The 24,060-nt window shown below is 68.3% G+C and carries 17 protein-coding genes and 2 pseudogenes; 8 read left to right on the forward strand and 11 right to left on the reverse strand.

The window, feature by feature from the left end; all coding sequences use genetic code 11:
• Positions 1–209: pseudogene (locus CA2_RS18230) on the forward strand (phosphodiesterase); the annotation flags it as partial.
• A gap of 109 nt (positions 210–318) precedes the next feature.
• Here the strand turns inward: CA2_RS18230 and plsY are convergent.
• The 3 genes from plsY to CA2_RS04670 all read right to left on the reverse strand — a co-directional run bounded on the left by plsY (position 319) and on the right by CA2_RS04670 (position 2,733).
• Positions 319–999, reverse strand: a complete 681-nt coding sequence (gene plsY / locus CA2_RS04660; RefSeq protein ID WP_042413161.1) for a glycerol-3-phosphate 1-O-acyltransferase PlsY — start codon at positions 997–999, stop codon at positions 319–321.
• 80 nt (positions 1,000–1,079) lie between these two features.
• Positions 1,080–1,577, reverse strand: a complete 498-nt coding sequence (gene ybaK, locus CA2_RS04665; protein WP_042413163.1) for a Cys-tRNA(Pro) deacylase — start codon at positions 1,575–1,577, stop codon at positions 1,080–1,082.
• Between the two features lie 97 nt (positions 1,578–1,674).
• Entirely contained in the window at positions 1,675–2,733 is a 1,059-nt protein-coding gene (locus tag CA2_RS04670) for an aldo/keto reductase (RefSeq protein ID WP_042413166.1), read from the reverse strand.
• Positions 2,734–2,819: 86 nt separating this feature from the next.
• On the opposite strand from CA2_RS04670, the gene CA2_RS04675 reads away from it, so the two are divergent.
• From CA2_RS04675 to CA2_RS04690, 4 genes are all read left to right on the forward strand, one after another.
• On the forward strand, positions 2,820–3,743 hold the full coding sequence (locus CA2_RS04675) for an alpha/beta fold hydrolase (protein WP_042413168.1): 924 nt from the start codon (positions 2,820–2,822) through the stop codon (positions 3,741–3,743).
• Positions 3,744–4,026: 283 nt separating this feature from the next.
• Positions 4,027–4,407 (forward strand): hypothetical protein, encoded by a 381-nt coding sequence (locus CA2_RS04680; RefSeq protein ID WP_042413170.1) that lies wholly within the window; start codon positions 4,027–4,029, stop codon positions 4,405–4,407.
• Between the two features lie 75 nt (positions 4,408–4,482).
• Positions 4,483–8,160, forward strand: coding sequence for a hybrid sensor histidine kinase/response regulator (locus tag CA2_RS04685; protein WP_042413172.1), 3,678 nt, complete (start codon positions 4,483–4,485; stop codon positions 8,158–8,160).
• Positions 8,161–8,377: 217 nt separating this feature from the next.
• The gene (locus CA2_RS04690; RefSeq protein ID WP_042413174.1) at positions 8,378–9,922 is read left to right on the forward strand and encodes a methyl-accepting chemotaxis protein; all 1,545 of its coding nucleotides are present in this window, start codon (positions 8,378–8,380) and stop codon (positions 9,920–9,922) included.
• 30 nt (positions 9,923–9,952) lie between these two features.
• Here CA2_RS04690 and CA2_RS04695 read toward each other — a convergent pair whose 3' ends face one another.
• Positions 9,953–10,576, reverse strand: coding sequence for a LysE family translocator (locus CA2_RS04695; protein WP_042413175.1), 624 nt, complete (start codon positions 10,574–10,576; stop codon positions 9,953–9,955).
• A gap of 99 nt (positions 10,577–10,675) precedes the next feature.
• On the opposite strand from CA2_RS04695, the gene CA2_RS04700 reads away from it, so the two are divergent.
• Positions 10,676–12,160 carry an aminotransferase-like domain-containing protein gene (locus CA2_RS04700; protein ID WP_042413177.1) on the forward strand — a complete coding sequence of 495 codons (1,485 nt, stop codon included), beginning with the start codon at positions 10,676–10,678 and terminating at the stop codon, positions 12,158–12,160.
• A gap of 196 nt (positions 12,161–12,356) precedes the next feature.
• Complete coding sequence (locus CA2_RS04705; RefSeq protein WP_156105960.1) at positions 12,357–14,027, forward strand: methyl-accepting chemotaxis protein; 1,671 nt, start codon at positions 12,357–12,359, stop codon at positions 14,025–14,027.
• A 68-nt stretch (positions 14,028–14,095) separates the two neighbouring features.
• On the opposite strand, the gene CA2_RS17915 is transcribed toward CA2_RS04705, so the two are convergent.
• From CA2_RS17915 to gltS, 4 genes and pseudogenes are all read right to left on the reverse strand, one after another.
• Entirely contained in the window at positions 14,096–14,542 is a 447-nt protein-coding gene (locus tag CA2_RS17915; RefSeq protein ID WP_042413179.1) for a hypothetical protein, read from the reverse strand.
• 198 nt (positions 14,543–14,740) lie between these two features.
• Positions 14,741–15,859, reverse strand: coding sequence for an LD-carboxypeptidase (locus tag CA2_RS04715; protein ID WP_081888867.1), 1,119 nt, complete (start codon positions 15,857–15,859; stop codon positions 14,741–14,743).
• Between the two features lie 58 nt (positions 15,860–15,917).
• Positions 15,918–17,318 (reverse strand): tRNA adenosine(34) deaminase TadA, encoded by a 1,401-nt coding sequence (tadA, locus tag CA2_RS04720; protein WP_042413181.1) that lies wholly within the window; start codon positions 17,316–17,318, stop codon positions 15,918–15,920.
• A gap of 33 nt (positions 17,319–17,351) precedes the next feature.
• A pseudogene (gene gltS / locus CA2_RS04725) lies at positions 17,352–18,571 on the reverse strand (sodium/glutamate symporter).
• A gap of 170 nt (positions 18,572–18,741) precedes the next feature.
• Between gltS and CA2_RS04730 the strand changes: the two are divergent.
• Entirely contained in the window at positions 18,742–20,745 is a 2,004-nt protein-coding gene (locus CA2_RS04730) for a peptidase U32 family protein (protein ID WP_042413183.1), read from the forward strand.
• A 62-nt stretch (positions 20,746–20,807) separates the two neighbouring features.
• Here CA2_RS04730 and CA2_RS04735 read toward each other — a convergent pair whose 3' ends face one another.
• From CA2_RS04735 to phaR, 3 genes are all read right to left on the reverse strand, one after another.
• Positions 20,808–21,581 (reverse strand): 3'-5' exonuclease, encoded by a 774-nt coding sequence (locus tag CA2_RS04735; protein ID WP_081888869.1) that lies wholly within the window; start codon positions 21,579–21,581, stop codon positions 20,808–20,810.
• Between the two features lie 64 nt (positions 21,582–21,645).
• On the reverse strand, positions 21,646–23,028 hold the full coding sequence (gene rimO, locus CA2_RS04740; protein ID WP_042413185.1) for a 30S ribosomal protein S12 methylthiotransferase RimO: 1,383 nt from the start codon (positions 23,026–23,028) through the stop codon (positions 21,646–21,648).
• A gap of 287 nt (positions 23,029–23,315) precedes the next feature.
• Positions 23,316–23,828: a polyhydroxyalkanoate synthesis repressor PhaR gene (gene phaR, locus CA2_RS04745; protein ID WP_042413187.1), complete on the reverse strand. Its 513-nt coding sequence runs from the start codon at positions 23,826–23,828 to the stop codon at positions 23,316–23,318.
• Positions 23,829–24,060 lie beyond the last annotated feature (232 nt).

Here is a 24,060-nt window from a genome sequence, read left to right on the forward strand (position 1 = left end):
TGGCCAAGCTGCTGGATGCGCGCAAGGTGGCCCTGCGCCAGCCGGAGCTGCTGGCCCTGGACGGCCAGACCTTGCGCATCAGCCACGCCCTGCCCTCGACCGAGGTGACGCTGCAGATCGACCACCGCACCCTGGTGCGCCTGGGCATGTATGCCGCCCGCTTCAGCGACGGCCTGCAGCAGCTGGTGACCATGCCGGGCATGCGCTGAAGGGCCCGCCGGGCCCACAAAAAAAGCCGCACGGGGTGCGGCTTTTTGTTTGAAATTAGATAGCTGTCAGCGCTGAATGGACAAGGGCTGAAGGCCAATTTCATGCATATCAATGCTTGCGCTTGGATTTGGAGGCCGGAGCAGCGGGCGCTGTGGCGGCCTTGTCCTTCTTGCTGCCGATCTTGCTTTCCTGGCCCTTGAGCAGGCGGCCGATGTTCTGCGCATGGCGCCACAGCAGCAGCGCCGACATGGCGATCACGGCCAGCAGCACCGGCTTGTCATAGGTCCACAGGCTGCCGCCCAGCAGGATGTAGTAGACGGGCGCCAGCACCGCCGCCACCAGGGCCGACAGCGACGAATAGCGCGTGGTGAAGGCCACCGCCAGCCAGGTCAGCAGCACGAACAGGCCCAGCCAGCCGCTGAGGCCCAGCAGCACGCCCAGCGCCGTCGCCACGCCCTTGCCGCCCTTGAACTTGAAGAACACCGGGAACAAATGGCCCAGGAAGGCGGCGATGGCCACCAGGGCCAGCGTGCCCTCGTGCAGGCCATAGTCGGGGCCCAGCAGCCGGACCAGCAGCACGGGTACCAGGCCCTTGACCGCATCCAGCAACAGCGTCAGCGCCGCGGCGGCCTTGCTGCCGGAGCGCAGCACGTTCGTAGCACCGGGGTTGCCGCTGCCGTAGGTGCGTGGATCGTTCAGGCCCATGAGCGAGCTGACGATCACCGCAAACGACAGCGAGCCAATCAGATAAGCCGCGACAGCGGCCACAACGGGAAGTAAGGCGTTCAAGACTGCAATCCTTGCCTGCGGGTCGGCAGGCCTTGTGGTGTCGGTGGGTTACGCACGTGCGTGCGGAACCGGCAAAGGCGCTATTGTGCCAGCGCGCATTGCACAGGCTGGGCGCCCAGCAGCTCCACACAAACCCGGGGATCGAGCTGCACCAGAAAGCCGCGGCGTCCGCCATTGATGGCGATGCGCGGCAAATCCAGGATGCTCTGTTCGATGTAGACCGGCAGGGCCTTGCGCGTGCCGAACGGCGACGTGCCGCCCACCAGGTAGCCGCTGTGGCGGTTGGCCACCTCGGGCTTGCACGGCTCCACGCTCTTGGCGCCGATCTGGCGCGCCAGGTTCTTGGTCGAGACCGTGCAGTCGCCGTGCATCAGCACGATCAGCGGCTTGGTGTCCTGGTCCTGCATGACCAGGGTCTTGACCACGGTGTGCTCGTCCAGCCCCAGCTGGCGTGCGGATTCCGTGGTGCCGCCGTGCTCCACGTAGTCATAGGGGTGCTCGGTGAAGGCCACTCGGTGGGCCTTGAGCCACTGGGTGGCCGGGGTTTCACTCACATGGACTTTGTCTTTTTTGGCCATGGCTAGCTCAGCAATCCAAGAAACAACGCGGCGGCGCGCCTGGCACGCCGCCGACCCGGCTGGTGTGGGCCCGAACCTGCCGGGCCGCACACCCGGCTCACTGGCCCGGGTCGCGGTACTTCCAGCGGTACAGGTCGATCTGCTCCAGCAGCTCGGGGGTCAGCGTCACGCTCCAGGCGTCGAGGTTGTCCTCGAGCTGGGCCAGGCTGGTCACACCGATGATGGTGCTGGCCACGCGCCAGTTGCGGTAGCAGAAGGCCAGCGCCAGCTGCGTGGGCGTCAGGCCGTGCGTGCGCGCCAGGTGGTTGTAGACGCGGGCAGCGTCCAGCGCCTCGGGCCGGCCCCAGCGCTGCTTTTGCACCGAGGGGTAGGACAGGCGGGTGCCCTGGGGCGCACGCGGGCCGGTGGTGCCACCGGCGTCGTACTTGCCGGTCAGCAGGCCGATGCCCAGCGGCGAATAGGCCAGCAGACCCACGTCCAGGCGGTGGCAGCTTTCGTCCATGCCGTTTTCCCAGCTGCGGTTGATCAGGCAGTAAGGGTTCTGCACGCTGGCCACGCGCGGCAGGCCGTATTGCTCGGCCAGGCGCACGAACTCGTGCACGCCATACGGGGTTTCGTTGGACAGGCCGATCGCACGCACCTTGCCCTGCTGCACCAGCTTGGCCAGGGTCTCCAGCTGCGTGTGGATGGAGGTCTGCGTGACTTCCTTGGCCGGGTCGTAGTACAGGTTGCCAAAGGCCGGCACATGGCGCTCGGGCCAGTGGATCTGGTAGAGATCGATCACCTCGGTCTGCAGGCGGCGCAGGCTGCCCTCGCAGGAAGCGACGATGTCCGCCGCCGTCATGCCCTGGCCGTCGCGGATCCACGGCATGCCGCGCGAGGGGCCTGCCACCTTGCTGGCCAGCACCACCTGCTGGCGGGCCCCGGGGCGCGCCTGGAACCAGCGGCCGATGATGCGCTCGGTCGCACCATAGGTCTCCTGGCGTGCCGGCACGGCGTACATCTCGGCCGTGTCCCAGAAATTCACGCCGCGCTCCAGCGCGCGGTCCATGATGGCGAAGGCATCGGCCTCGCTCACCTGTTCGCCAAAGGTCATGGTGCCGAGACAGATCGGACTGACCATCAGGTCGCTGCGGCCCAGCCGCACGGGGTTCATCGCTGCAGTATTCATGGCTGCAAAGTGTAGTGCGCCCCGTCGCGGCCTTGACTGCGGTCACGCGGCAAGCCCCCAATAATTGGGCCATGTACACCGTTTTGCGCCCCGCCACCCCCATCGACCTGCCCCTGCGCCACCTGCGCTACCGCGTGCGCACCTGGGGCCAGCCCCAGGCCGGCGTGCCGCCGCTGGTGCTGCTGCACGGCTGGATGGACGTGGGCGCGTCCTACCAGTTCGTGGTCGATGCCTTCAGCGCCGATTTCTACCGCGGCCGCCACATCATCGCGCCGGACTGGCGCGGCTTTGGCCACAGCCTGCCGCCCGCGCCCTGCGACCACTACAGCTTTGCCGACTACCTGGGCGACCTGGACGCGCTGCTGGACCACTACGCCCCGGACGGCCAGGCCGTGGACCTGGTCGGCCACAGCATGGGCGGCAACGTGGCCATGCTGTACGCGGGTGCCCGGACGGCGCGCATCCGCCGCCTGGTGAACCTGGAAGGCTTCGGGCTGCCGGCGACGCGCCCGCAGCAGGCCCCGGGCCGCATGGGCCAGTGGCTGGACGAGTTGCAGCAGCTGCGCGCCGGCGCCATCCAGCTCAAGACCTACGACAGCGTCCAGGATGTGGCCGCGCGCCTGCGCAAGACCAACCGCCGCCTGGATGCCGACAAGGCCCTGTGGCTGGCCCACGAATGGGCCGCCCCCGATGCGCAGGGGCGCTGGGCCATCCTGGGCGATGCCGCGCACAAGGTGGTCAACCCCCTGCTGTTCCGCGTGGACGAGGTGCTGGCACACTACGCCGCCATCACCGCGCCGGTGCTGGCCCTGGAAGCCAGCGACGACAGCCTGGGCCAGTGGTGGAAGGACCGCTTCGACCTGGCCGAATACCACACCCGCCTGCAGTCCGTGCCGCGCTGCGAGATCGGCCGCATCGAGGATGCCGGCCACATGCTGCACCACGACCAGCCGCAGCAGGTGGCCCAGCGCATCGAGGATTTCTGCCGCGCCTGAAGTCAGGGGGACCGGGACGGCCGCTGCGGCGCCGCTGCTGCGGGCGACGCCCTCGCCTAGAGGCGCCCTGGCTGGGCCTTATCGCAGGGACCTGCTGCCTGCCGCTGGGCGCCGCGTCCCGGCCGTCCATCCCCCACGGGCCAGGTCACGCCAGCAGCTCTAAATCAGAAGCTGCCTGCGCTGGCATTTCAAGGCTTTACGGTACATTTATGCCCAGAATCCTTGATCCGCATGCGCAAGCCGCTCTTGTTTTTGCGTGTGCCTTCCCTGAAAGCCTGCTGCCATGTGGCTCACTGACCTGTTGCGCAAACTCACCAAAGGCCCGGACGTGGGCGAAACCTTCCGCGACTACATCGGCTGCTATGTCTACGGCACCGAAGTCAGCGGTTCCGGCCAGCCGCAGTACGTGGGCGCGCCCACCACGGTGGCTCAGCTGGAGACCGAGGTGCGCGCCTACCTGCAGGACTTCCTCAGCACCCAGCAGCAGTTGGACAGCCCCGACGCGCGCACCGTGCAGGCCCTGCTGGCCGCGCTGCCCCAGCGCCTGGCCGCCCACCTGGGGGGCGACATGCAGCAGCCCTTCATCGTGCTGGGCGGGGTGGAGATGTTCGTGCGCAAGGGCGTGCGCCAGCGCCACAAGCAACACGGAAAGTTTGTCGAATAAGCCCCGGCGCGCCCGCTGGCGCGGCCTATAGTTCCAGCTTTGCCACGACCGCCCGTTCCGCGCCCCGTTTGCCCCATGACCGAGACCGCGCAGCCCACTACCTCCCCTGCCCCGCTGGACCCGCGCCAGTTGCTCCTGCCCGCCATGGCCGCCATGGCCAGCGACGTGGCGCAGCTGCTGCCCCCAGCCGATGCCATGCAGGCGATGCAGGCCCAGCAGGTGCTGCAGCAGCTGGGCAATGCCTCCCGGGTGCTGGGCCTGCAGGGCCTGGCGGCCTTCATGCAGGGCCTGCGGGCACCGCTGCAGCAGCTGTCCGCTGGCGGCGAGCCCCTGGCCGGCAAGACCGGGGAACTGCTGGCCCTGGCGGCCCGCGATGCGCAGCGCTTCGTGCAGGCCCTGGAGAACGCCGAGCCCACGTCCCCCCACACCCTGTTTCCCAGCTACCGTGCGCTGATCAAGCTGGGCGGCAAGGACACGGCCCACCCGGCCGACCTCTGGGATGACCCCTGGCCCCAGACCTCGCTGCCCGCGCCCGAGGACGTGCCCGCCGTGGCCCCCAGCGTGGCGGTGCGCGCCGTCTGGGACCAGCACACGCTGGCCCTGCTGCAGGCATCCAGCCTGTCCAGCTGCCAGCCGTTGCGGGCCGCCAGCCTGGGCCTGGCCGCCCACGCGCTGGACGGCACCGTCTGGCAACTGGCGGCCGCCTGGCTGGAGAGCCTGGAGCAGGAGCTGCTGGAGCTGGACATCTACGCCAAGCGCCTGGCCTCGCGGCTGCTGTCGCACTACGCCAGCTACGCCAAGGGCCAGTCCGCGCCGCCGCCGGCGCTGCTGCGCGATCTGCAGTTCTTCTGCGCCCAGGCCCTGGCCCGTGCCACGCAGCGCGGCGCCAGCCTGCCGCCCACGCTGGCCCGGGTGCAGCAGCACTGCGCCCCGGGGGCCGAAGCGCCCCCGCCGGACACCGATACCGCCAGCGCCGACACACCGGCCAGCCCGCCCCCGGCACCGGCCCCTGTGGCGCCACCACCGCCCAGCCTGCCGGCCTTCCAGGCCGCCCCGGAAATCCTGCCCACGGCCTCGCTGGGCCAAGGCCTGGCCAGCACCGCGCAGATCGAGCCCGATCTGGCCTTCCTGCAAGAGGCCGAGCTGTTGTCGCAAGAGCTGGAAGCCCGCATCACCGCCTGGCGCGCCGACCCGGCCAGCGCGCTGCACCCCGACACCGACGCCCTGGCCCAGGCCCTGTCCCACCTGGCCTGGTCCTCGGGCTGCACCGAAATCGCATCGCTGGCGCACCTGCTGCAGCGCTGCCTGCAGCGCATGCCTGCACAGGCCAGCCCGGCCCAGCGGCAAAGCTGCCAGCACGCCAGCGACGAAATGCGCCGCCTGCTGCACCAGTTCGCGGCTGGCTTTCTGCGCCGCGCCCACCCGCAGGTGATGGAGGCCTTGCACCAGCTGTACGCCAGCCTGCCCGTGCCCAGCACGCCACAGGACGCCCTGCCGGCCGCTGTGGACAACGCCCCGGACGCACAGGCGCAGGACGACACCACCGCTGCTGCGGACACGGACACCCCGCCACAGACCACCGCCGACACCCTGGCCGAGCCGACCGTGGAAGTGGCGAATGCCGCCCCCGTGCTCGATGCCATGCATTTCTCCGTTTTTGAAGAGGAAATGCTGGCCGTCTGGCCACGGCTGCAGGCGGCACTCAAGCAGTGGCTGCAGACCACCACCGACAGCGCGGCGCGCCAGACCGTGCTGCGCTGCCTGCACACCCTCAAGGGCAGTGCCCGCCTGGCAGGAGCCATGGCCTGGGCCAGCCAGGTGCATGCGCTGGAGGGCCTGGCCCTGGAGGTGCAGTCCGAAGCCGGCCCACGCGGCCCGGCTTCGCTGCAGCCGCCGCTGGAGGCCTTGCGCATCGCCTTTGTCGCCCTGCAGCAGGAGATGGCCGACCGCCACCCCGAGCGCCTTGCCCAGCGCTGGCAGCACAACCCGCTGGACACCGTCACCCGCCACGCCCAGGCGCTGTGGGCCACGCACGACGCGGGCAGCAGCGCCCTGGCCGCCAGCCAGTTGAGCCTCCACGCCCTGGCCAGCGGCCTGCAACAGCTGCGCCACCACATCAAGGACTGCGCCGCCTGGGCCGACACCTTGATGCTGCACGGCGACCTGGAGCTGCCCTACGAGTGGCACGAAGAACTGCACGCCCTGGTGCAAGCCCTGGACCGCTGCACCGACGACGCGGACACCGTGCACCAGCAGTTGCAGCACAGCCTGGCCGACACCCACAACGCGCTGAACACCCAGGGCGGCCACCTACGGGCCTTGCAGCACACGCTGCTGTACGCCCGCCTGGTGCCGCTGAGCCACTGGCAGGAGCGCCTGGACAGCTGCGTGCAGCTGGCCGCACAGGACACCGCCAAGACCGTGGAGCTGGTCTGGCAGGACGGTGAGGCCCTGCTGGAGCGCAGCGTGGCCGACGCCCTGACCCCGGCGCTGGAGCACCTGCTGCGCAACTGCGTGGCCCACGGCCTGGAAACACCCGCACAGCGCAGCGCCGCCCGCAAGCCGGAGACCGGACGCATCCAGCTCAGCGTGCACCCCCAGGGCACCCAGCAGATCCTGCGCCTGCAGGACGACGGCCGCGGCCTGGATGTGCCCGCCATCCGCAGCAAGGCCCAGGCCCTGGGCCTGCTGCCCGCCGACGCGGTGGTGGACAACGACCGGGCCGCCGCCCTGATCCTGCACCCGGGCCTGAGCACCGCCACGGCCGTCACCGAGCTGGCGGGCCGCGGCATTGGCATGGACGTGGTCGCCGACACCATCACCCAGCTGGGCGGCAGCCTGCGCATCAGCAGCACCGCGGGACAGGGCTGCTGCTTTGACATCTGCCTGCCCGCGCCCCCTCAGGTCGAGCAGGTGCTGGCCCTGCGTGCCGGCAGCTGGCGCGTGGCCCTGCCGGCGCGTGCCCTGGAAAGCGTGCGCCGCGTGCCGGCCGCCGTGGCCGAACAGGCGCTGGCGCAGGGCATGCTGAACGATGAGGCCACCGGCCCGCTGCCCCTCTACTGGGCCGGGGCCGTCTGGCAGCAATCTGCGCGCAGCCTGGAGCCCGCCCTCGACGGCATGCGCAGCCTGCTGATCGTGCGCAGCGACACCGCGCGCTGGGGCTTGCTGGTGGATGAGATCCTGGGCACGCAGGAGGTCACACTGCAGGCGCCGGCGGAGCTGGCCGTGCCGGTGCCCGGACTGCTGGGGATTGCCGCGCAGCCCAGCGGCCAGGTGCTGCAGGTCTATGATCCTGCCGCCGTGCTGGGGGCCCATGAGGCGCGCCAGCTGGCGCAGCAAAGCCACGCCGCGCCGCCGCCGTCCAGCGCGGCCGAACCGCTGCGCCCCCTGGTGCTGCTGGCCGATGATTCGCTGAGCGTGCGCCGCCTGGCCCAGCACCTGCTGCAATCCAGCGGCTACCGCGTGGAAACCGCCGAGGACGGCCTGCAGGCCTTGCACACGCTGGAAAACGGCGAAGTGCCAGCACTGCTGATTGCCGACATCGAGATGCCGGACATGGACGGCCTGGAACTGCTGCGCCGCCTGCGCGCGACCGAGCGCTTCCAGCGCCTGCCCGTGGTCATGCTGACTGCCCACAGCGCCGGCCCGGTCAGCCACCAGGCGATCGACCTGGGGGCGCAGGCGTTTCTGACCAAGCCCTATTCCCCCAACGAGCTGCTGGCCGTGGTGCGCCGCTTCGTCCAAATCCCCTGATCGGCCACCACAGGCCGTGACCCTGCGCCCGTTCGTCACAAAAAATACAACACTTTACAAACAGCGGTTGCCTCCTACATTTCACCGGAATCGCCGTGACTACGCTCCCCTCTGATCTGCCTGTCGCGCAGTAGCTCCCGGCAGCAACCCAGGTGGGTTGCACGTCTGAGACGGAGAGCTATCCGCTCGCGCCCCATGCAGTTCCTAGGAGCTACGGATGCGCAACAACCAGCCTGTTTCACAGAACGAGTTTGTGATTGCGGACAACGCGACGTTGATGTCCACCACCGACCCGCAAAGCCGCATCAACTACGCCAATGCGGCATTCATCCACGCCAGCGGCTTCACGCAGGAAGAGCTGGACCACCAGCCCCACAACCTGGTGCGCCACCCCGACATGCCGCCCGAGGCCTTCGCCGACCTGTGGGCCACGCTGAAGGCCGACGAGCCCTGGAGCGCCCTGATCAAGAACCGCCGCAAGAACGGCGATTTCTACTGGGTCCGTGCGAATGCCGTGCCCATCGTGCGCGACGGCGTGACCAAGGGCTACATGTCGGTGCGCACCAAGGCCGACCGGCAGCAGATCGAGCAGGCCGAGGCCTTGTACAGCGCCATGCGCCAGGGCCAGGCCAAGGGGGTGCGCCTGCACAAGGGCATCCTGGTGCGCACCGGCCTGGGCGTGCTGCTGTCACTGGGCAAGCTGATGTCCGTGCGCACCCGGGTGCGCCTGAACATGCTGGGGCTGTGCGCGCTGAGCCTGCTGGGGCTGGCGCTGCTGGAAGGTGTGCACCCCTTCAACTGGCCTATTGCCGGTATGCTGGTGGCCGCTTGTGCCCTGGGCTGCGTGCTGCTGGAGTTCCAGTTCGCACGACCCATCGAGCAGCTGCGCCAGCAGGCGCTGGATGTGGCCACGGGCAACAACCGCAACGCCCTGCCCGTGGACCGGGTCGACGAGATCGGCATGACCATGCGCACCATCAGCCAGCTGGGACTGATGTTCCGCTGGCTGATCGATGACGTCAGCCAGCAGGTGATCAACGTGCGCTCGGCAGTGGAGGAAATTGCCAAGGGCAATATGGACCTGAGCGAGCGCACCGAGCGCTCGGCCGCCAGCGTGCAGCAGACGGCCTCTTTCATGGAGCAGATGACCAGCACCGTGGAGCAGAACGCCGGCACCTCGGCCCAGGCCGCCCAGCTGGCCCAGCAATCCACCCAGACGGCGCACCAGGGCGGCGATGCCATGCACAAGGTGACGGATGTGATGGCCGAGATCGCCAACAGCTCCAGCCGCATGAACGACATCATCGGCACCATCGACTCGATCGCCTTTCAGACCAACATCCTGGCGCTGAATGCCGCCGTCGAAGCGGCCCGCGCCGGCGACCAGGGGCGTGGCTTTGCCGTGGTGGCCGCCGAGGTGCGCGCCCTGGCCCAGCGCAGCGCCACGGCCGCCAAGGAGATCAAGGTGCTGATCACGGCCTGCGTCGACAAGGTGCAAACCGGGGGCCACATGGTGGCCGCCACCCAGACCGAGATCGAAACCATGGTGCAGCAGGTCCAGCAGGTGTCCATCCTGATCGCCGACATCAGCGCGGCCACGCGCGAGCAGCGCGACGGCATCATGCAGGCCAGCGAGGCCGTGGGGCAGATGGACTCAGCGACCCAGCAAAATGCCGCCCTGGTCGAGCAAAGTGCCGCCGCCGCGCAGAGCCTGGAGACGCAGACCCAGCGCCTGGTCGAGGCGGTCCGCGTCTTCCATTGAGCACGGCCCGCCGCCGGCGGGCCTTGTGCCTCAGCCGTGCGGCACCAGCAGGGGGTACAGCGACAGCAGCAGCAAGGCCGCCATCACGCCGTTGAACACCTGCAGCGCGCGCGGCGACTGCATCCAGCGGCCGATCACCGTGCCAAACAGCGTCCACACGCTGATGCACGGAAAGTTCACCACCAGCATCACCAGCGTGCCCAGCAACAAACTGGGCCAGTAGCTGCTGGGGGTGGTGTAGGCCGCCACCACGCCCACAGACATCAGCCACGCCTTGGGGTTGACCCACTGGAACGCCGCCGCCTGCCAGAAACCGAAGGGCTTGCCCTTGGCATCGGCCGTGCCCGCCTGGCCCGATGTGGCGATCTTCCAGGCCAGCCAGACCAGGTAGGCCGCGCCCAGGTACTGCAGCACCGTGTACAGCTGCGGCAGCTGCTCGAACAGCGCGCCCAGCCCAGCGCCCACCAGGAACAGCATCAGCGAACACCCGACGGTGATCCCCAGCATGTGCGGCATGCTGCGCTGGTAGCCGAAGTTGGCCCCCGAAGCGGTCAGCATCACATTGTTGGGGCCCGGCGTGATGGAGCTGACAAAGATGAACGTGGCCAGCGGCAACAGCATGGAACCGGTGGACACATCGAGCGCGAGATTCATGGCGAGCACCTTCTTGGAGGTTGGAAATCAAGGCTTGCATGCTACGGCGCTTTACCAGTACAGTACCAATACAGTTCACCAGCTCACTACACCCACTGTATGGATCCAAACACCCGGCCAGTTCGCAGCAGCAGCACCCCGGCCCGCGCCCTCAGCGCCAACGACCTGGGCTGGCACCCCCAACGTGGCCATGGCCTGCCGCCGCTGGTCGACCAGCTGGTCCAGCACTGCGAGCAACTGCTGCGCAGCCACAGCCTGCGCGCGGGTTCGCGCCTGCCCTCGGTGCGGCAACTGGCCGATGGCAGCGGCGTCAGCCGCGACACCATCGTCCAGGCCTACGACCGGCTGGTGGCCCAGGGCCTGGTCGGCTCGCGCCCCGGGGCCGGCTTTTTTGTCAGCGCCCAGCGCAGCCCCACGCTGCGCCGGGCCGCAACCAGCGCCACGCCCACGCTGTCGGCCGACAAGGCGTTCGACACCCCGTTCCTGCTGCGCAGCATGTTCCGCACCCAGGACGACGTGCGCTTTGATGGCAGCACCGGCCTGCTGCCCCACAGCTGGATGGACCACGGCATGCTGAATGCCGCCGTGCGCGCCGTGGGCCGCAGCGCGGGCGCGCAGCTGCTGGGCTATGGCGCGCCGCAGGGCTATGCGCCGCTGCGCCAGCAACTGGCGGCCTACCTGCTGACCCAGGGCGTGGCGGTCGACCCCGAGCAGGAGCTGATGACCGTCACCGGCGTCACCCAGGGCATGGACCTGGTGCTGCGCAGCCTGCTGCGCGCCGGCGACACCGTGCTGGTGGAGGACCCGACCTGGTTCATGGTGTTCGGGCTGCTGCGCTCCATCGGCGTGCAGGTGCTGCCGGTGCCGCGCCGGCGCGACGGACCGGACATGGAGGTGCTGGAGCGCCTGGCGCGCACCCACCGCCCCAAGCTGTTCATCACCAACACCGCCGTGCACAACCCCACGGGCTTCAGCCTGACGCTGGCCGCCGCGCACGATGTGCTGCGCGTGGCCGAGCAGCAGGACTTCCTGATCCTCGAAGACGACACCTATGCCGACTTCCACCCCGGCCAGCCGGTGCGCCTGGCCACGCTGGACCGGTTGCGCCGCGTCATCCTGATCGGCGGTTTCTCCAAGACCCTGGCCGGCAGCCTGCGCGTGGGCTACCTGGCCGCGGCCCCCGAGCGCCTGCGCGCCCTGACCGATGCCAAGCTGCTCAGCGGCCTGACCAGCCCGGAGCTGGGCGAGCGCGTGGTCCACCGCATCCTGGCCGAAGGCCAGTACCGCAAGCACGTGCTGCGCCTGCGCGAACGCCTGGACAGCACGCGCCACCGCTGCCTGCGCCTGGTGGAAAGCCTGGGGCTGCGACTGCACCAGGAGCCGCTGGCCGGCATGTTCGTCTGGGTGGACACCGGGCAAGACACCGAAGTGCTGGCCCGCAAGGCCGCCGTACAGGGGCTGCTGCTGGCGCCGGGGGTGCTGTTTTCGGCCGACCAGCAGCCGTCGACCATGCTGCGCCTGCCGGTCTCACTGGCGGACGAGCCGGCCACCTTGCAGGTCCTCAGCGCCCTGCTATCCCAATAAGCCTTAAAACAGGCTCTGACGCTTGCTGCACAAGCGCCAGCAGCTATGGTTTTCGCTAGCACCAGCGTCGCACTGCGGTGGCAGACGGCCGATCAAACGGGACAAATCCGCGCTTCTCGCGCCACCGCCGGGGTTGCGGGCAGCGCCTAATAGCGCTTACTCACGTTCCACACCACAACCACGGGAAGTCACCTGCATGGGACTCAACAACCTCAAAATTGGCCGCCGCCTGGCGCTGTCCTTCGGCCTGGTTCTGCTGATCACTGCCACGATTGCGGGCCTGGGCATCTGGCGCCTGCAAACCCTGGGCCAGGCCATGGACCAATTGACCCGCGAAGACAGCCAGCGCCTGCAGGCCACCAACGAATGGCGCCAGGGCATCGAGTTGAACTGGATGCGCACCCGCGCCGCCATCCTGAGCCCGGACGCCCACCACTTTGCAGAGCTACAAAAGGAGATGGCCGACACCTCGAAGTCGGTCGATCAGCTGCGCACCACCATCGAAGGCCTGATCCGCACCGAGGCAGGGCGCCAGTTGGTGGTCAACATCGACAAGGCGCGTGCCGCCTACCGTGATCCCCGGGCCGAGCTGCTCAAGCGCCGCGCCGCGGGCGAGGACGTGTCCGCCGCCCTGGACCAGCAGCTGGTGCCGCTGGCCGAGGCCTACAACCAGTCCATCCGCCAGTTCGAGCAGCGCCAGCAGATGCTGTACGAACAGACCCGCGACGCCGCCACGGGGCAGGTCCATCAGAGCCAATGGATCATACTGGTCTGCACCGCCATCGCCCTGCTGACCGGCGGCGTGGCCGCCTGGCTGCTCAGCCGTTCCGTCACCGGCCCTCTGCAACTGGCCGTGCGCAGCGCCGAGCAGATTGCCGTGGGCGACCTGACGCAATCCATCGCGGTCCAGGGCCGCGACGAGACCGCCGCCCTGCTGGGCGCCCTGCAGCACATGCAGACGCGGCTGGCCGAGGTGGTCTCCGGCGTGCGCAGCAATGCCGAGAGCGTGGCCACGGCCAGCGCACAAATTGCACAGGGCAACAGCGACCTGTCCAGCCGCACCGAAAGCCAGGCCAGCGCACTGGAAGAGACCGCCGCGTCCATGGAGCAGCTGGGCACCACCGTGCGCCAGAATGCCGACAACGCCCGCCAGGCCAACCAGCTGGCCTTGACCGCCTCCACCGTGGCCGCCCAAGGCGGCGAGGTGGTGACCCAGGTGGTGCACACAATGCGCGGCATCAATGACAGCAGCCGCAAGATTGCCGACATCATCGGCGTCATCGACAGCATTGCCTTCCAGACCAACATCCTGGCGCTGAACGCGGCGGTGGAAGCTGCGCGCGCTGGCGAGCAAGGCCGTGGCTTTGCCGTGGTGGCCAGCGAAGTGCGCAGCCTGGCACAGCGCAGCGCCGATGCCGCCAAGGAAATCAAGCAGCTGATCACAGCCAGCGTCAATCAGGTGGACCAGGGCACGCAACTGGTGGACCAGGCCGGCACCACCATGACCCAGGTGGTCAGCGCGATTGGCCGCGTCACCGACATCATGGGCGAGATCAGCGCCGCCAGTACCGAGCAAAGCCAGGGCGTGGCCCAGGTGGGCGAAGCCGTCACGCAGATGGACCAGGCCACCCAGCAAAATGCCGCCCTGGTGGAGGAAAGCGCCGCCGCCGCCAGCAGCCTGAACAGCCAGGCCACGCAGCTGGTCAACGCAGTGGCGGTGTTCCGCCTGCCCGGCCAGGCCCAGCGGGCCACCCACCAGACCGTGGCCACCGCGCAGGGCCATCGCCCGCAGGCTCAGCGCACGGCACCGGCCGCCCTGGGCCACAGCGCCACGCCCGCCCACAGCGCCGACTGGCACGAGGCCTGAACCACGGCCGGCCGGCCCGCCCGCTACAGCGCCCTCACGCGGTCGCGGCCCGGCGGGCCCTGCCGGCGTTAAGCGTCCTGGCGGCTGCCGCGTGCGGCGGCGGGAATGCCACGCGCCATGCGCGCGTGGTACACGGTCAGGCGCGACAGCCCCAGCTGCTGCGCCACCTTGGCGTCCGAGGCCGTGCCCAGCAGGGCCACGGCCTGCGGGGTCCAGGCAAAGCCCGCACCCTGCTGCTCGGACCGCGAGGCCACGCCCAGCTGCTGGCGCCTGGCCACCACACTCGCCTTGCTCAGCCCCCAGCGCCGCGCCAGCTCGGCATCGCTGTCGGTGCCCAGGGCGGCCTCCATCTCGGGCGTCCACTGCACATGGCCGAAGGCCGGAATGCCCAGGGCGTTGCGCTTGAGGTTCACGGTCTTGGCCGTGGTGCCCCAACGTTCGGCCAGCACGGCATCCTTGTCGGTGCCCAGCTGCGCCAGCATCGCGTCCGTCCATTCCAAGGCGGCTTTGCCCATGGCTTTCCTCTTTGACCCATCACAAGCCCAATCGGGCTCCAACGCTGATGCAGCAAGCGCTGACAGCTACGAAAACAATCTCTTGGCGGGGCGCATCCCGCCTGCCCCACCCGGGCCCGGCATGGCGCACGCCGCGCACGTGCACCGGCCGCCGCCACCTGCCCCCTAGTGCGCCCCCGGCGCGGGGGCCGTGTGCCCTCAGTGCGTGTGGCCCCAGTAGATCAGGGCATCGCGCCCCTCGACCGACAGTGACACCGGCGCACCCACGGGCAGCAGCACCTTGGTGGCCACATGGCCGTACGGCAGGCCTTGCAGCACGGGAATGCGCAACTGGCTGCGCAGCCAGTCGATGACGCTTTGCAGCTTGTAGCCCTTGTCATGCGGGGTCAGCTTGAACTCGGTGAACTGGCCGAACACGATGGCCTTTTGCTGGGCCAGCACGCCGGCATGCAGCAGCTGGGTGAGCATGCGCTCGATCTTGTAGGGGTGCTCGCCCACGTCCTCCAGGAACAGGATGCCGCCCTGCACCTGCGGGAAATAGGGCGTACCCAGCAGCGAGACCAGCACGGCCAGGTTGCTGCCCCACAGGGTGGCGCCGCCATCGACGTAGAAATCCTCGGGCACAGCGCCCGCCGGCTGCTTGGGCATGCGCCAGCCGGCCCCTTCGCCATGGCCGTAGAGCAGGTCGTCAAAGCAGTCCTGCAGGATGTCGTCCACCCCGTCCTTCTGGCCAAAGTCGGCGATCAGCGCCGGACCGGCCCAGGTGGTGGCGCCGGTCTGCGCCAGCAAGGCGTTCTGGAAGGCGGTGAAGTCGCTCAAGCCGACGAACTGCGTGCCACGGGCAATGCTCTGGGCCACGGCGGCGTAGTCGATGCCGGGCAGGATGCGCGTCAGCCCATAGCCACCGCGGCTGATCAGGGCCACATCGGCGCCGCTGGCGGCTGCGCGGTGGATGGCGGCGATACGCGTGGCGTCGTCACCGGCAAAGCGCAGGTGGCTGCTCAGCGCATCGGTGTCCACCTCGACCTCGTGGCCCTGGGCCTGCAGGCGCTTGATGGCGCGGCGGAACGCGGCCTTGTCGCGCACCGCGCCGGAGGGGGAGTAGACGTAGATGTGCTTGGGCCCGTGGCTGTGGTCGTGGCCGCAGCAGTCCTCGCCCGGGGCATGGTGGTGGTGGTCGTGGTCGCACTGCGCGCTGTGGGCATGGGCCTCGGCGTGGTCATGGCCGCAGCCCGCCTGCCCGCTGCAGCAGGCAGGGTCGTGATCGTGGTCGTGTGCGGGCGTGGCGGGGGTGTTCTTCTTGGTGGAATGCGCCAAAGCGTTCCATGCCACCAGGGGGTGGCATGCTCCGTAGATGGGTTGGGGGTCGGTCTGGCTAGACGGGCGTCTTCGCTGTAGGCCCAAAGTATTCCATAGCCCACTGCACGCTGGCTGCCGCCTGCGCCGGAACCAGAGGCGGCACTGGGGTCTGTACCAGCGCATCCGGGTGCTGCACCAGGGCCGGCACGGCGGCCAGCCAGGCCTGGCGCCAGGCCGGCTCCGGCACCAGTTGGTGGCTGCGGCTGTGGCTGATGCAGCAGCGCCCCTGCGCCAGCCAGCCGGCCAGCAGCGCCTGGGGCACGGGCGGCAGCTGTGCCTGCACCCGGGGCCAGGCCTGGAGCGCGGCACGGTGCCCCGGCTGTGCAAAAGGGATAGCTAGTGGCGCAGACCCACTCTGCGCTGAAGGCCCAAAACCTGCTTGCTCCATGCTCTGGGCCACGTCCCAGCGCGGCTTGCGGGCCGCGGCCTGCAGCCATGCGGCCAGGGCGGGCGGTGGGCAGGCATCGGGCCAGGCATCCATCAGCCAGCCCCCCCGCCAGCGCTCGGGCAGGGCCTGGGCCACGGCCAGCCCCAGGCGGGCGCCATCGCCCGCGCCCAGCAACACCACCTGGCGCAGGTCCAGGTGCTCGACCAGTTCCTGCAGCACCTGGACGTGCCAGGCGGCGCTGTGGGCCTGCTCGCGCTTGGGCTGGTCGCTGCGGCCAAAGCCCGGCAGATCGGGCACCACCACGCGGTGGCCGGCCCGCAGCAGCCCCGGCAGTCCATGGGCAAAGGCATAACCCCAGCTGGCGGCGCCATGCAGGCACAGCCAGGTCACCGGAGCATCGTGCGGCCCTTCGTCCACCACGGCCATGCGCAGGCCCGCCAGGGACGGCAGGCCGCTGCGCCACTGCGGGGCATAGGGCCAGTGCGGCAGATCGGCGAACGCACCGTCGGGGTGGCGCAGCGCCGTGTCCTTGAGCGGGTGCTTGGCCAGGGCCACCGCTTTGTGCTGCGCCCGGCGCTGCTGAAAGAACTGCGCCAGCACGGCCGCGCACTCCGGCGCCAGCACACCGCGCTCCACCCGGGTCTGGTGGTTGATGGCGGGATAGCCAAACACATCGAGCACCGAACCCGCAGCCCCGGTCTTGGGCTCGGCCGCGCCGTAGACCACGGCATCCACGCGCGCGTGCAGCATGGCGCCGCTGCACATGGTGCAGGGCTCCAGCGTCACATACAGGGTGCAGCCATCGAGCCGGTAGTTGCCCAGGCGCCGGGCGGCATCGCGCAGGGCCAGGATCTCGGCATGGGCGGTGGGGTCGCCGCTGGCCAGCGGCGCATTCGCGCCCTCGCCCACGATCTGCCCGTCCTTGACGACCACCGCGCCCACCGGCACCTCGCCGACGGCGGCAGCTTGCTGCGCCAGACGCAGGGCATGGCGCATCCAATGGGCGTGGTCAGGGCGGGCAGCATTCATAGGCGCGCATTATCCCGTGGCCCGGGGCCGGGCTCAGCCCAGCAGCTTGATCAGCGTCTGCAGGAACACCGCATTCAGCAGGTCGATGAAGAAGGCCCCCACCATGGGCACGATCAGGAACGCCTTGTGCGATGGACCGTACTGGTTGGTGATGGCCTGCATATTGGCCACGGCCGTGGGCGTGGCGCCCATGCCGAAGCCGCAGTTGCCCGCGCACAGCACGGCGGCGTCGTAGTCGCGCCCCATGGCGCGGAAGGTCACGCCAGCCACGTAGACCAGCATAGCCACCGTCTGCGCGGCCAGGATCACCACCAGGGGACCTGCCAGATCAGCCAGCTCCCACAGCTTGAGGGACAGCAAGGCGATCGCCAGATACAGGGACAGCGCGCATTGCCGAACACATCGATGGCCCGGTCAAACACCTGGAAGCGGAACACATAGTCCAGCGTGTTGCGGATCAGCACCCCGCCAGCCAGTGCCCAGACGAAGGTCGGCAGCTGGAACGCCATGCCCGCGGTCACGCCCGTCATCAGCTGGGCGAAGGCCAGGCAGCCGGCAAACAGGGCCAGGGTTTCGATGGTCGCGTCGGTGGTGATCAGCCGCGTCTTGCGCGGCGACTCGAAGTTGTACGCTGCCGCATCCACCAGGCTGTCCGCACTGCCGGGCGCCGCGGGCGGGCCCTGCAGCTGGTGGCGCCGGATCAGCCACTTGGCCAGCGGCCCGCCGACCAGCCCGCCGATCACCAGGCCGAAGGTGGCACAGGCCATGCCCAGGGTCATGGCGCCTTGCACACCGTGTTCGCGCTCCAGCACGCTGCCCCAGGCCCCGGCGGTGCCGTGGCCGCCCAGCAAGGTCATGGAGCCGGCAATCAGCCCCACCAGCGGGTCCAGCCCCAGCAGGGTTGCCAGGCTGACCCCGACGGCGTTCTGCACCCCGATGAACACCGCAATCACCACCAGAAAAATGAGCAGTGCGCGCCCGCCTTCCTTGAGTTTGGAGAAGTTAGCACTCAGACCGATGGAGGAAAAGAACACCAGCATGAAGGCCGTCTGCAACTCGCCGTCGAAGCTCAGGCGGTAGCCCAGCACGGCATACAGCAGGTAGCACAGGGCCGCGGCCACCAAGCCGCCGGCCACGGGCTCCGGAATGTTGAAGTTGCGCAACCACCGCAGGTGCCCCACCAGCCACTTGCCCAGCAGCAAGACGATGACGGCACTAATCAGGGTGTAGTAGGTGTTGAAGTGCAGGTCCATGGCGGCCTCGACGGCAAAAAGATGCTGGGGAAAGTATACCCTCTCTGCCGCCCGTCGCGACAGCCCTGGCGCCAGGGCCCGCGTGCAGGTGGTGCTCGGGTCCGCGAAAGGCCACGGCAATACCCCCCGCCAGCCACCAACCAGGGCGGTGCGGGGATAATTCGCCCCCTATGTCTCTCCTGCCCCACCAACTCGAACTCTTGTCCCCGGCACGCAATGCCGAAATCGGCATCGAAGCCGTGAACCACGGTGCGGACGCCGTCTACATCGGCGGCCCCGGCTTTGGCGCCCGCGCCACGGCAGGCAATGAGACGCGCGATCTGGAGCGCCTGGTCCAGCACGCCCACCGCTTCGGCAGCCGCATCTTCATCACGCTCAACACCATCCTGCGCGACGATGAGCTGGAAGGCGCGCGCAAGATGGCCTGGGACATGTACCACATCGGCGCGGACGCGCTGATCATCCAGGACATGGGTTTGCTGGAGCTGGATCTGCCTCCCATCCAGTTGCACGCTTCCACACAAAACGACATTCGCACGCCCGAGAAGGCCAAGTTCCTGCAGGACGCAGGCCTGTCCCAGATTGTGCTGGCGCGCGAGCTGGACTTGAAGCAAATCAAGGCTGTGCACAACGTGCTGGATCCGCACACCACCATCGAATACTTCATCCACGGCGCGCTGTGCGTGGCGTATTCGGGCCAGTGCTACATCACCCACGCCCACACGGGCCGCAGCGCCAACCGCGGCGACTGCAACCAGGCTTGCCGCCTGCCTTATGAGGTCATGGATGACAAGGGCCGCATCATTGCGCACGAAAAGCACGTGCTGTCGATGAAGGACAACAACCAGACCGACAACATGCGTGCGCTGGTGGATGCGGGCGTGCGTAGCTTCAAGATCGAAGGCCGCTACAAAGACATGGGCTATGTGAAGAACATCACGGCCCACTACCGCAAGATCCTGGACGAGATCATCGAAGAGCGGGAGTTCTCGGACATGCCGCTGGCGCGCTCGTCCTCGGGCACGACCACCTTCACCTTCACCCCCGATCCGGACCAGAACTTCAACCGCGAGTTCACCGACTACTTCGTCAATGGCCGCAAGGACGACATTGGCGCCTTCGACACGCCCAAGACCCCCGGCCGCGCTGTGGGCTGGGTCACGCAGGTGGGCGACAAGTGGTTCGAGTTCGAGAGCCACGACAAGGCCGCCGTCTTCAACAACGGCGACGGCCTGTGCTACTACGACCTGCAAAAGGAACTGGTGGGCGTGCACATCAACCGCGCCGAGAGCGTGCATGCCAAGAAGGGCATCTGGCGCGTCTTCCCCAAGGACCCGATTGCCGGCTTCAAGGACCTACGCAAGGGGTTGGAGGTCAACCGCAACCGCGACATGAACTGGGTGCGCATGCTGGACAAGAAGTCCAGCGACCGCCGCATCGGCCTGTGGGCGGAGTTCCGGGAAACCGCCGACGGCTTTGCGCTGACGTTGACCGACGAAGACGGTTGGGTGGGCCAGGCCACGATTGCGCAGAAACACCAAGCCGCCACCGATGCCAGCAAGGCCGAAGCCACGCTGCGCGAGCAGCTGGGCCGTTTTGGCGCGTCGATCTTTGCGGTGCACGACATCAGCCTCTCCATCACCCAGCCCTGGTTTGTGCCGGCCTCGGCCCTGAACCAGCTGCGCCGCGATGCGCTGCAAGCGCTGGAAGCCGCGCGCGCGTCCGGCTTGGTGCGCCTGCCGCGTGCAAAACCGGTCGAGCCCCCCGTGCCCTTCCCCGAAGACACGCTGAGCTACCTGGCCAACGTCTACAACCAGAAGGCGCACGACTTCTACGTCAAGCACGGCGTGAAGGTGATCGATGCGGCCTACGAGAGCAAGGAGGAGCTGGGTGAAGTCAGTCTGATGATCACCAAGCACTGCGTGCGCTACTCCATGAGCCTGTGCCCCAAGCAGGCCAAGGGCGTGATCGGCGTCAAGGGCACGATCAAGGCCGAGCCGCTGCAGCTGATCAACGGCAAGGAAAAGCTGACCCTGCGCTTTGACTGCAAGCCCTGCGAGATGCACGTGGTGGGCAAGATGAAGCCCTCGGTGCTGAACCAGCATGCCAAGGAGATGCAAGAGTTCCCCATGCAGTTCTACCGCACCCGCCCTGCGCCCCAGGCCAAGGCCTGAACCCGGCGGGGCTGGGGCCAGCCTGCCAGCGACGTTGAGGCTGGCGCTGGCCCGGTGAAAACTCAGTCGACCGACTTGCGGGACGGTGCCTGGAACAGGGCCGCCACCCGGGGCCGACGCTCCGCCCCGCCAGCCGGCGCGGCAGGCCGCGGCGCCGCCTTAGCCTTAACCATAGCGGGTGCTGGTGCCGCCGCACGTGCGGCCCTGGGGGCCCGCGCCGGTGCCGCCACGGGCTGGGCGGCCTCCCAGGCCGGCAAGGCCGCATACACCACGGCCGGGCCATGGGCATCGTTGGCGGCGTAACGCAGTTGCCCTTCGCTTAGACGTGGCAGCGACCAGTTGCTGGTCGACTGCTTCTTGGACTTCTGGAAGTTCTGCCCCAGCACCAGTGCCACCGCCGCACGCACGCCGGTGGACGCGCCATAGCCATGGCGCTTGAACACGCGGTCCAGGTCGACGATGTGGGCCAGCTCCGCCCCCAGGCGGCGCGGCAGGCTGGATTGGTCGTTGTCCAGGCCAAAACCCACCTTGCAAATGCCCGGGTGGCCCAGCACCTCGCGCGCCAGGGCCAGGGCCTGGGGGTGGTGCAGTTGCAAGATCCAGGCACGCTGTGGTGTGGCCAGTTGCACCACGTGGGGCCCGGTATCGACCTGGGCGACGTGGAACAGCGGCTTGCTCTCGGTGTCAAAACCCAGTGCGGACTGGGCCAGCAGCTCTGCGCGCGCCTGGGCGAATTCGGCCTCGGTCACAGGCACGATGATGGCCGCGTCCGGCAGCGCCTGGAAAGGCGGCAGCAGCTGGCTTTGTTCCTTGGTGGGGGGCTTGAGGCGGGACATGGTGGGCAAGTGTGCAGGCATAGGCCACCGGCCCGGCCAACGGGTCCGGCGGCCGACAGCCGGCTTAGACGGGCAGGCCCACCAGGTCGTGGCCCTGGGTGCCGACGATCTTCACGCTGATCAGCTCGCCGACCTTGTAGGTCTTGCTGGCCTTTTCGGGCGGCAGGATGTGGACCACGCCGTCGATCTCGGGCGCATCGGCGTAGGTGCGGCCCACGCCGCCCTTCTTGCCCAGGCCCACGGACTTGTCGACCAGCACCTTCATGATCTGGCCCACGCGGCGCTGCAGGCGCTGGGTGGAGACCTCCTCGGCCACCTGCATGAAGCGGGCACGGCGCGCCTCGCGCACCTCCACGGGCAGCATGCCGGGCAGCTCGTTGGCGGTGGCGCCTTCCACGGGGCTGTAGGCAAAGCAGCCGGCACGGTCGATCTCGGCCTCGCGGATGAAGTTCAGCAGGTGCTCGAACTCTTCCTCGGTCTCACCGGGGAAACCGGCGATGAAGGTGGAGCGGATCACCAGCTCAGGGCAGATGGCGCGCCACTCGCGGATGCGGTCCAGGTTCTTTTCGCCGGATGCGGGGCGCTTCATGCGCTTGAGCACATCGGGGTGGCTGTGCTGCAGCGGCACATCCAGGTAGGGCAGGACCTTGCCTTCGGCCATCAGCGGCAGGATGGCGTCGACCGTGGGGTAGGGATAGACGTAGTGCAGACGCACCCAGGCGCCGTGCTGCTGGGCCAGCTGGCCCAGTGCCTCGGTCAGCTCCAGCATGCGGGTCTTGACCGGCTTGCCGTCCCAGAAACCGGTGCGGTACTTCACATCCACGCCATAGGCCGAGGTGTCCTGGCTGATGACCAGCAGCTCCTTGACGCCGCCTTCGAACAGCGCCTTGGCCTCCTTGAGCACATCGCCAATCGGGCGCGACACCAGGTCGCCACGCATGCTGGGGATGATGCAGAAGGTGCAGCGGTGGTTGCAGCCTTCGGAAATCTTCAGGTAGGCATAGTGCTTGGGCGTGAGCTTCAGGCCGGCTTCGCCAAAGCCGCCGGGCACCAGGTCCACAAACGGGTCGTGGGGCTTGGGCAGGTGCTGGTGCACCGCATCCATCACCTCCTGCGTGGCATGGGGGCCGGTCACGGCCAGCACGCTGGGGTGCACCTCGGCCACCATGTTGCCGCCTTCCTTGCCCGCCTTGGCACCCAGGCAGCCGGTCACGATGACCTTGCCGTTGGCGGCCAGGGCCTCACCGATCGTGTCCAGGCTTTCCTTGACCGCATCGTCGATGAAGCCACAGGTGTTGACGATCACCAGGTCCGCGCCCTCGAAGGTCTTGGAGGTCTGGTAACCCTCGGCGCTGAGCTGCGTGAGGATGAGTTCGGAGTCGGTCAATGCCTTGGGGCAGCCCAAAGACACGAAGCCCACTTTCGGGGCGCTGTTTTCGGTGGTCATTGTGTGAATGCGTGTGGGGGATTGCGCCAGTTGCGCAAGGCCTGCGCGCGGAGGTCCTCCGGCCGGCGAAATCAAGGCGCAATTTTAGCCAGCGCGCCCTGTTCGTGCCGGAGAGCCCCTGCATAGCCCGCGGTGCGCCGTGCCGACCGCCTGTAGAAGCCACCTCGTCGGCGTGCAGCGGCAGGTCAAGCAACCGCAGCGGCCGCGTTGGCCCCGGTGCAGACCAGCCACGAAAAACGGGCCCGCAGGCCCGTGGATCGGTAGGTGGCTGCCGATGCGGCAGCCGATCAGCGCTTGATGCCGAACATGGCCATCATCTGCTCGGTCTGCTTTTGCATCTGCTCCTGCATCTTCTGCACCTGCTCGGCATAGGCGTTGCCCAGCATGGGGTTGGACATCTGCATCATCTGCGTCCAGGCTTCGCTGCCGCCCATGCCCGACTGCTCGGCCAGCTTGCTCTGGAAGTCGGTGAACATCTGCACGCTTTTCTCGATGTAGCTGCCCATGTAGCCCTGCATGGTGTGGCCATAGAAGCGGATGATGTTGGCCAGCATGGCCTCGGTGAACATGGGCGCGCCACCGGCCTCTTCTTCCAGGATGATCTGCAGGAAGATAGAGCGGGTCAGGTCCTCGCCGGTCTTGGCGTCCTTGACAACGATGTTCTCGCGCTCCATCACCAGCTGCTTAACCTCGGCCAGGGTGATGTAGGTCGAGGTGGCCGTGTCGTACAGGCGGCGGTTGGGGTACTTCTTGATGACGCGCTGGGCGGAGGTCGAGGTGGTGGTGTCTTGTGCGGTCATCGGCAGATTCTCGTGGCGGGGACGGTGGTGGGCGCAGTCGGTGCAGGCCCTATTCTAAGAATGGCTTTTCATGCCGCAGTGCAGCACTAACCCTGAATCGCGCCACCGTGCATCTTGAAAAAACAGGAGCTGTAAGCGCTGGGATTGCAGGCATTTCAGCATGCTTTAACCTTTAAAACAAGCCAGTACAAGCGTAGATTGCTATGGCTTCCTGATTTCACACCTCCACCAG

The sequence above is a fragment of the Comamonas aquatica NBRC 14918 genome (genome assembly GCF_000739875.1).
GTDB lineage: Bacteria > Pseudomonadota > Gammaproteobacteria > Burkholderiales > Burkholderiaceae_C > Comamonas > Comamonas aquatica.

Bases quoted from the DNA above. Each gene is read 5' to 3' on its own strand.
- rimO (WP_042413185.1), bottom strand. From the start codon at position 23,028: ATGACCACCGAAAACAGCGCCCCGAAAGTGGGCTTCGTGTCTTTGGGC.
- CA2_RS04675 (WP_042413168.1), top strand. From the start codon at position 2,820: ATGTACACCGTTTTGCGCCCCGCCACCCCCATCGACCTGCCCCTGCGC.
- CA2_RS04690 (WP_042413174.1), top strand. From the start codon at position 8,378: ATGCGCAACAACCAGCCTGTTTCACAGAACGAGTTTGTGATTGCGGAC.
- tadA (WP_042413181.1), bottom strand. From the start codon at position 17,318: ATGAATGCTGCCCGCCCTGACCACGCCCATTGGATGCGCCATGCCCTG.
- CA2_RS17915 (WP_042413179.1), bottom strand. From the start codon at position 14,542: ATGGGCAAAGCCGCCTTGGAATGGACGGACGCGATGCTGGCGCAGCTG.
- ybaK (WP_042413163.1), bottom strand. From the start codon at position 1,577: ATGGCCAAAAAAGACAAAGTCCATGTGAGTGAAACCCCGGCCACCCAG.
- CA2_RS04730 (WP_042413183.1), top strand. From the start codon at position 18,742: ATGTCTCTCCTGCCCCACCAACTCGAACTCTTGTCCCCGGCACGCAAT.
- CA2_RS04670 (WP_042413166.1), bottom strand. From the start codon at position 2,733: ATGAACCCCGTGCGGCTGGGCCGCAGCGACCTGATGGTCAGTCCGATC.
- CA2_RS04735 (WP_081888869.1), bottom strand. From the start codon at position 21,581: ATGTCCCGCCTCAAGCCCCCCACCAAGGAACAAAGCCAGCTGCTGCCG.
- CA2_RS04695 (WP_042413175.1), bottom strand. From the start codon at position 10,576: ATGAATCTCGCGCTCGATGTGTCCACCGGTTCCATGCTGTTGCCGCTG.
- CA2_RS04705 (WP_156105960.1), top strand. From the start codon at position 12,357: ATGGGACTCAACAACCTCAAAATTGGCCGCCGCCTGGCGCTGTCCTTC.
- CA2_RS04680 (WP_042413170.1), top strand. From the start codon at position 4,027: ATGTGGCTCACTGACCTGTTGCGCAAACTCACCAAAGGCCCGGACGTG.
- CA2_RS04685 (WP_042413172.1), top strand. From the start codon at position 4,483: ATGACCGAGACCGCGCAGCCCACTACCTCCCCTGCCCCGCTGGACCCG.
- CA2_RS04700 (WP_042413177.1), top strand. From the start codon at position 10,676: ATGGATCCAAACACCCGGCCAGTTCGCAGCAGCAGCACCCCGGCCCGC.
- phaR (WP_042413187.1), bottom strand. From the start codon at position 23,828: ATGACCGCACAAGACACCACCACCTCGACCTCCGCCCAGCGCGTCATC.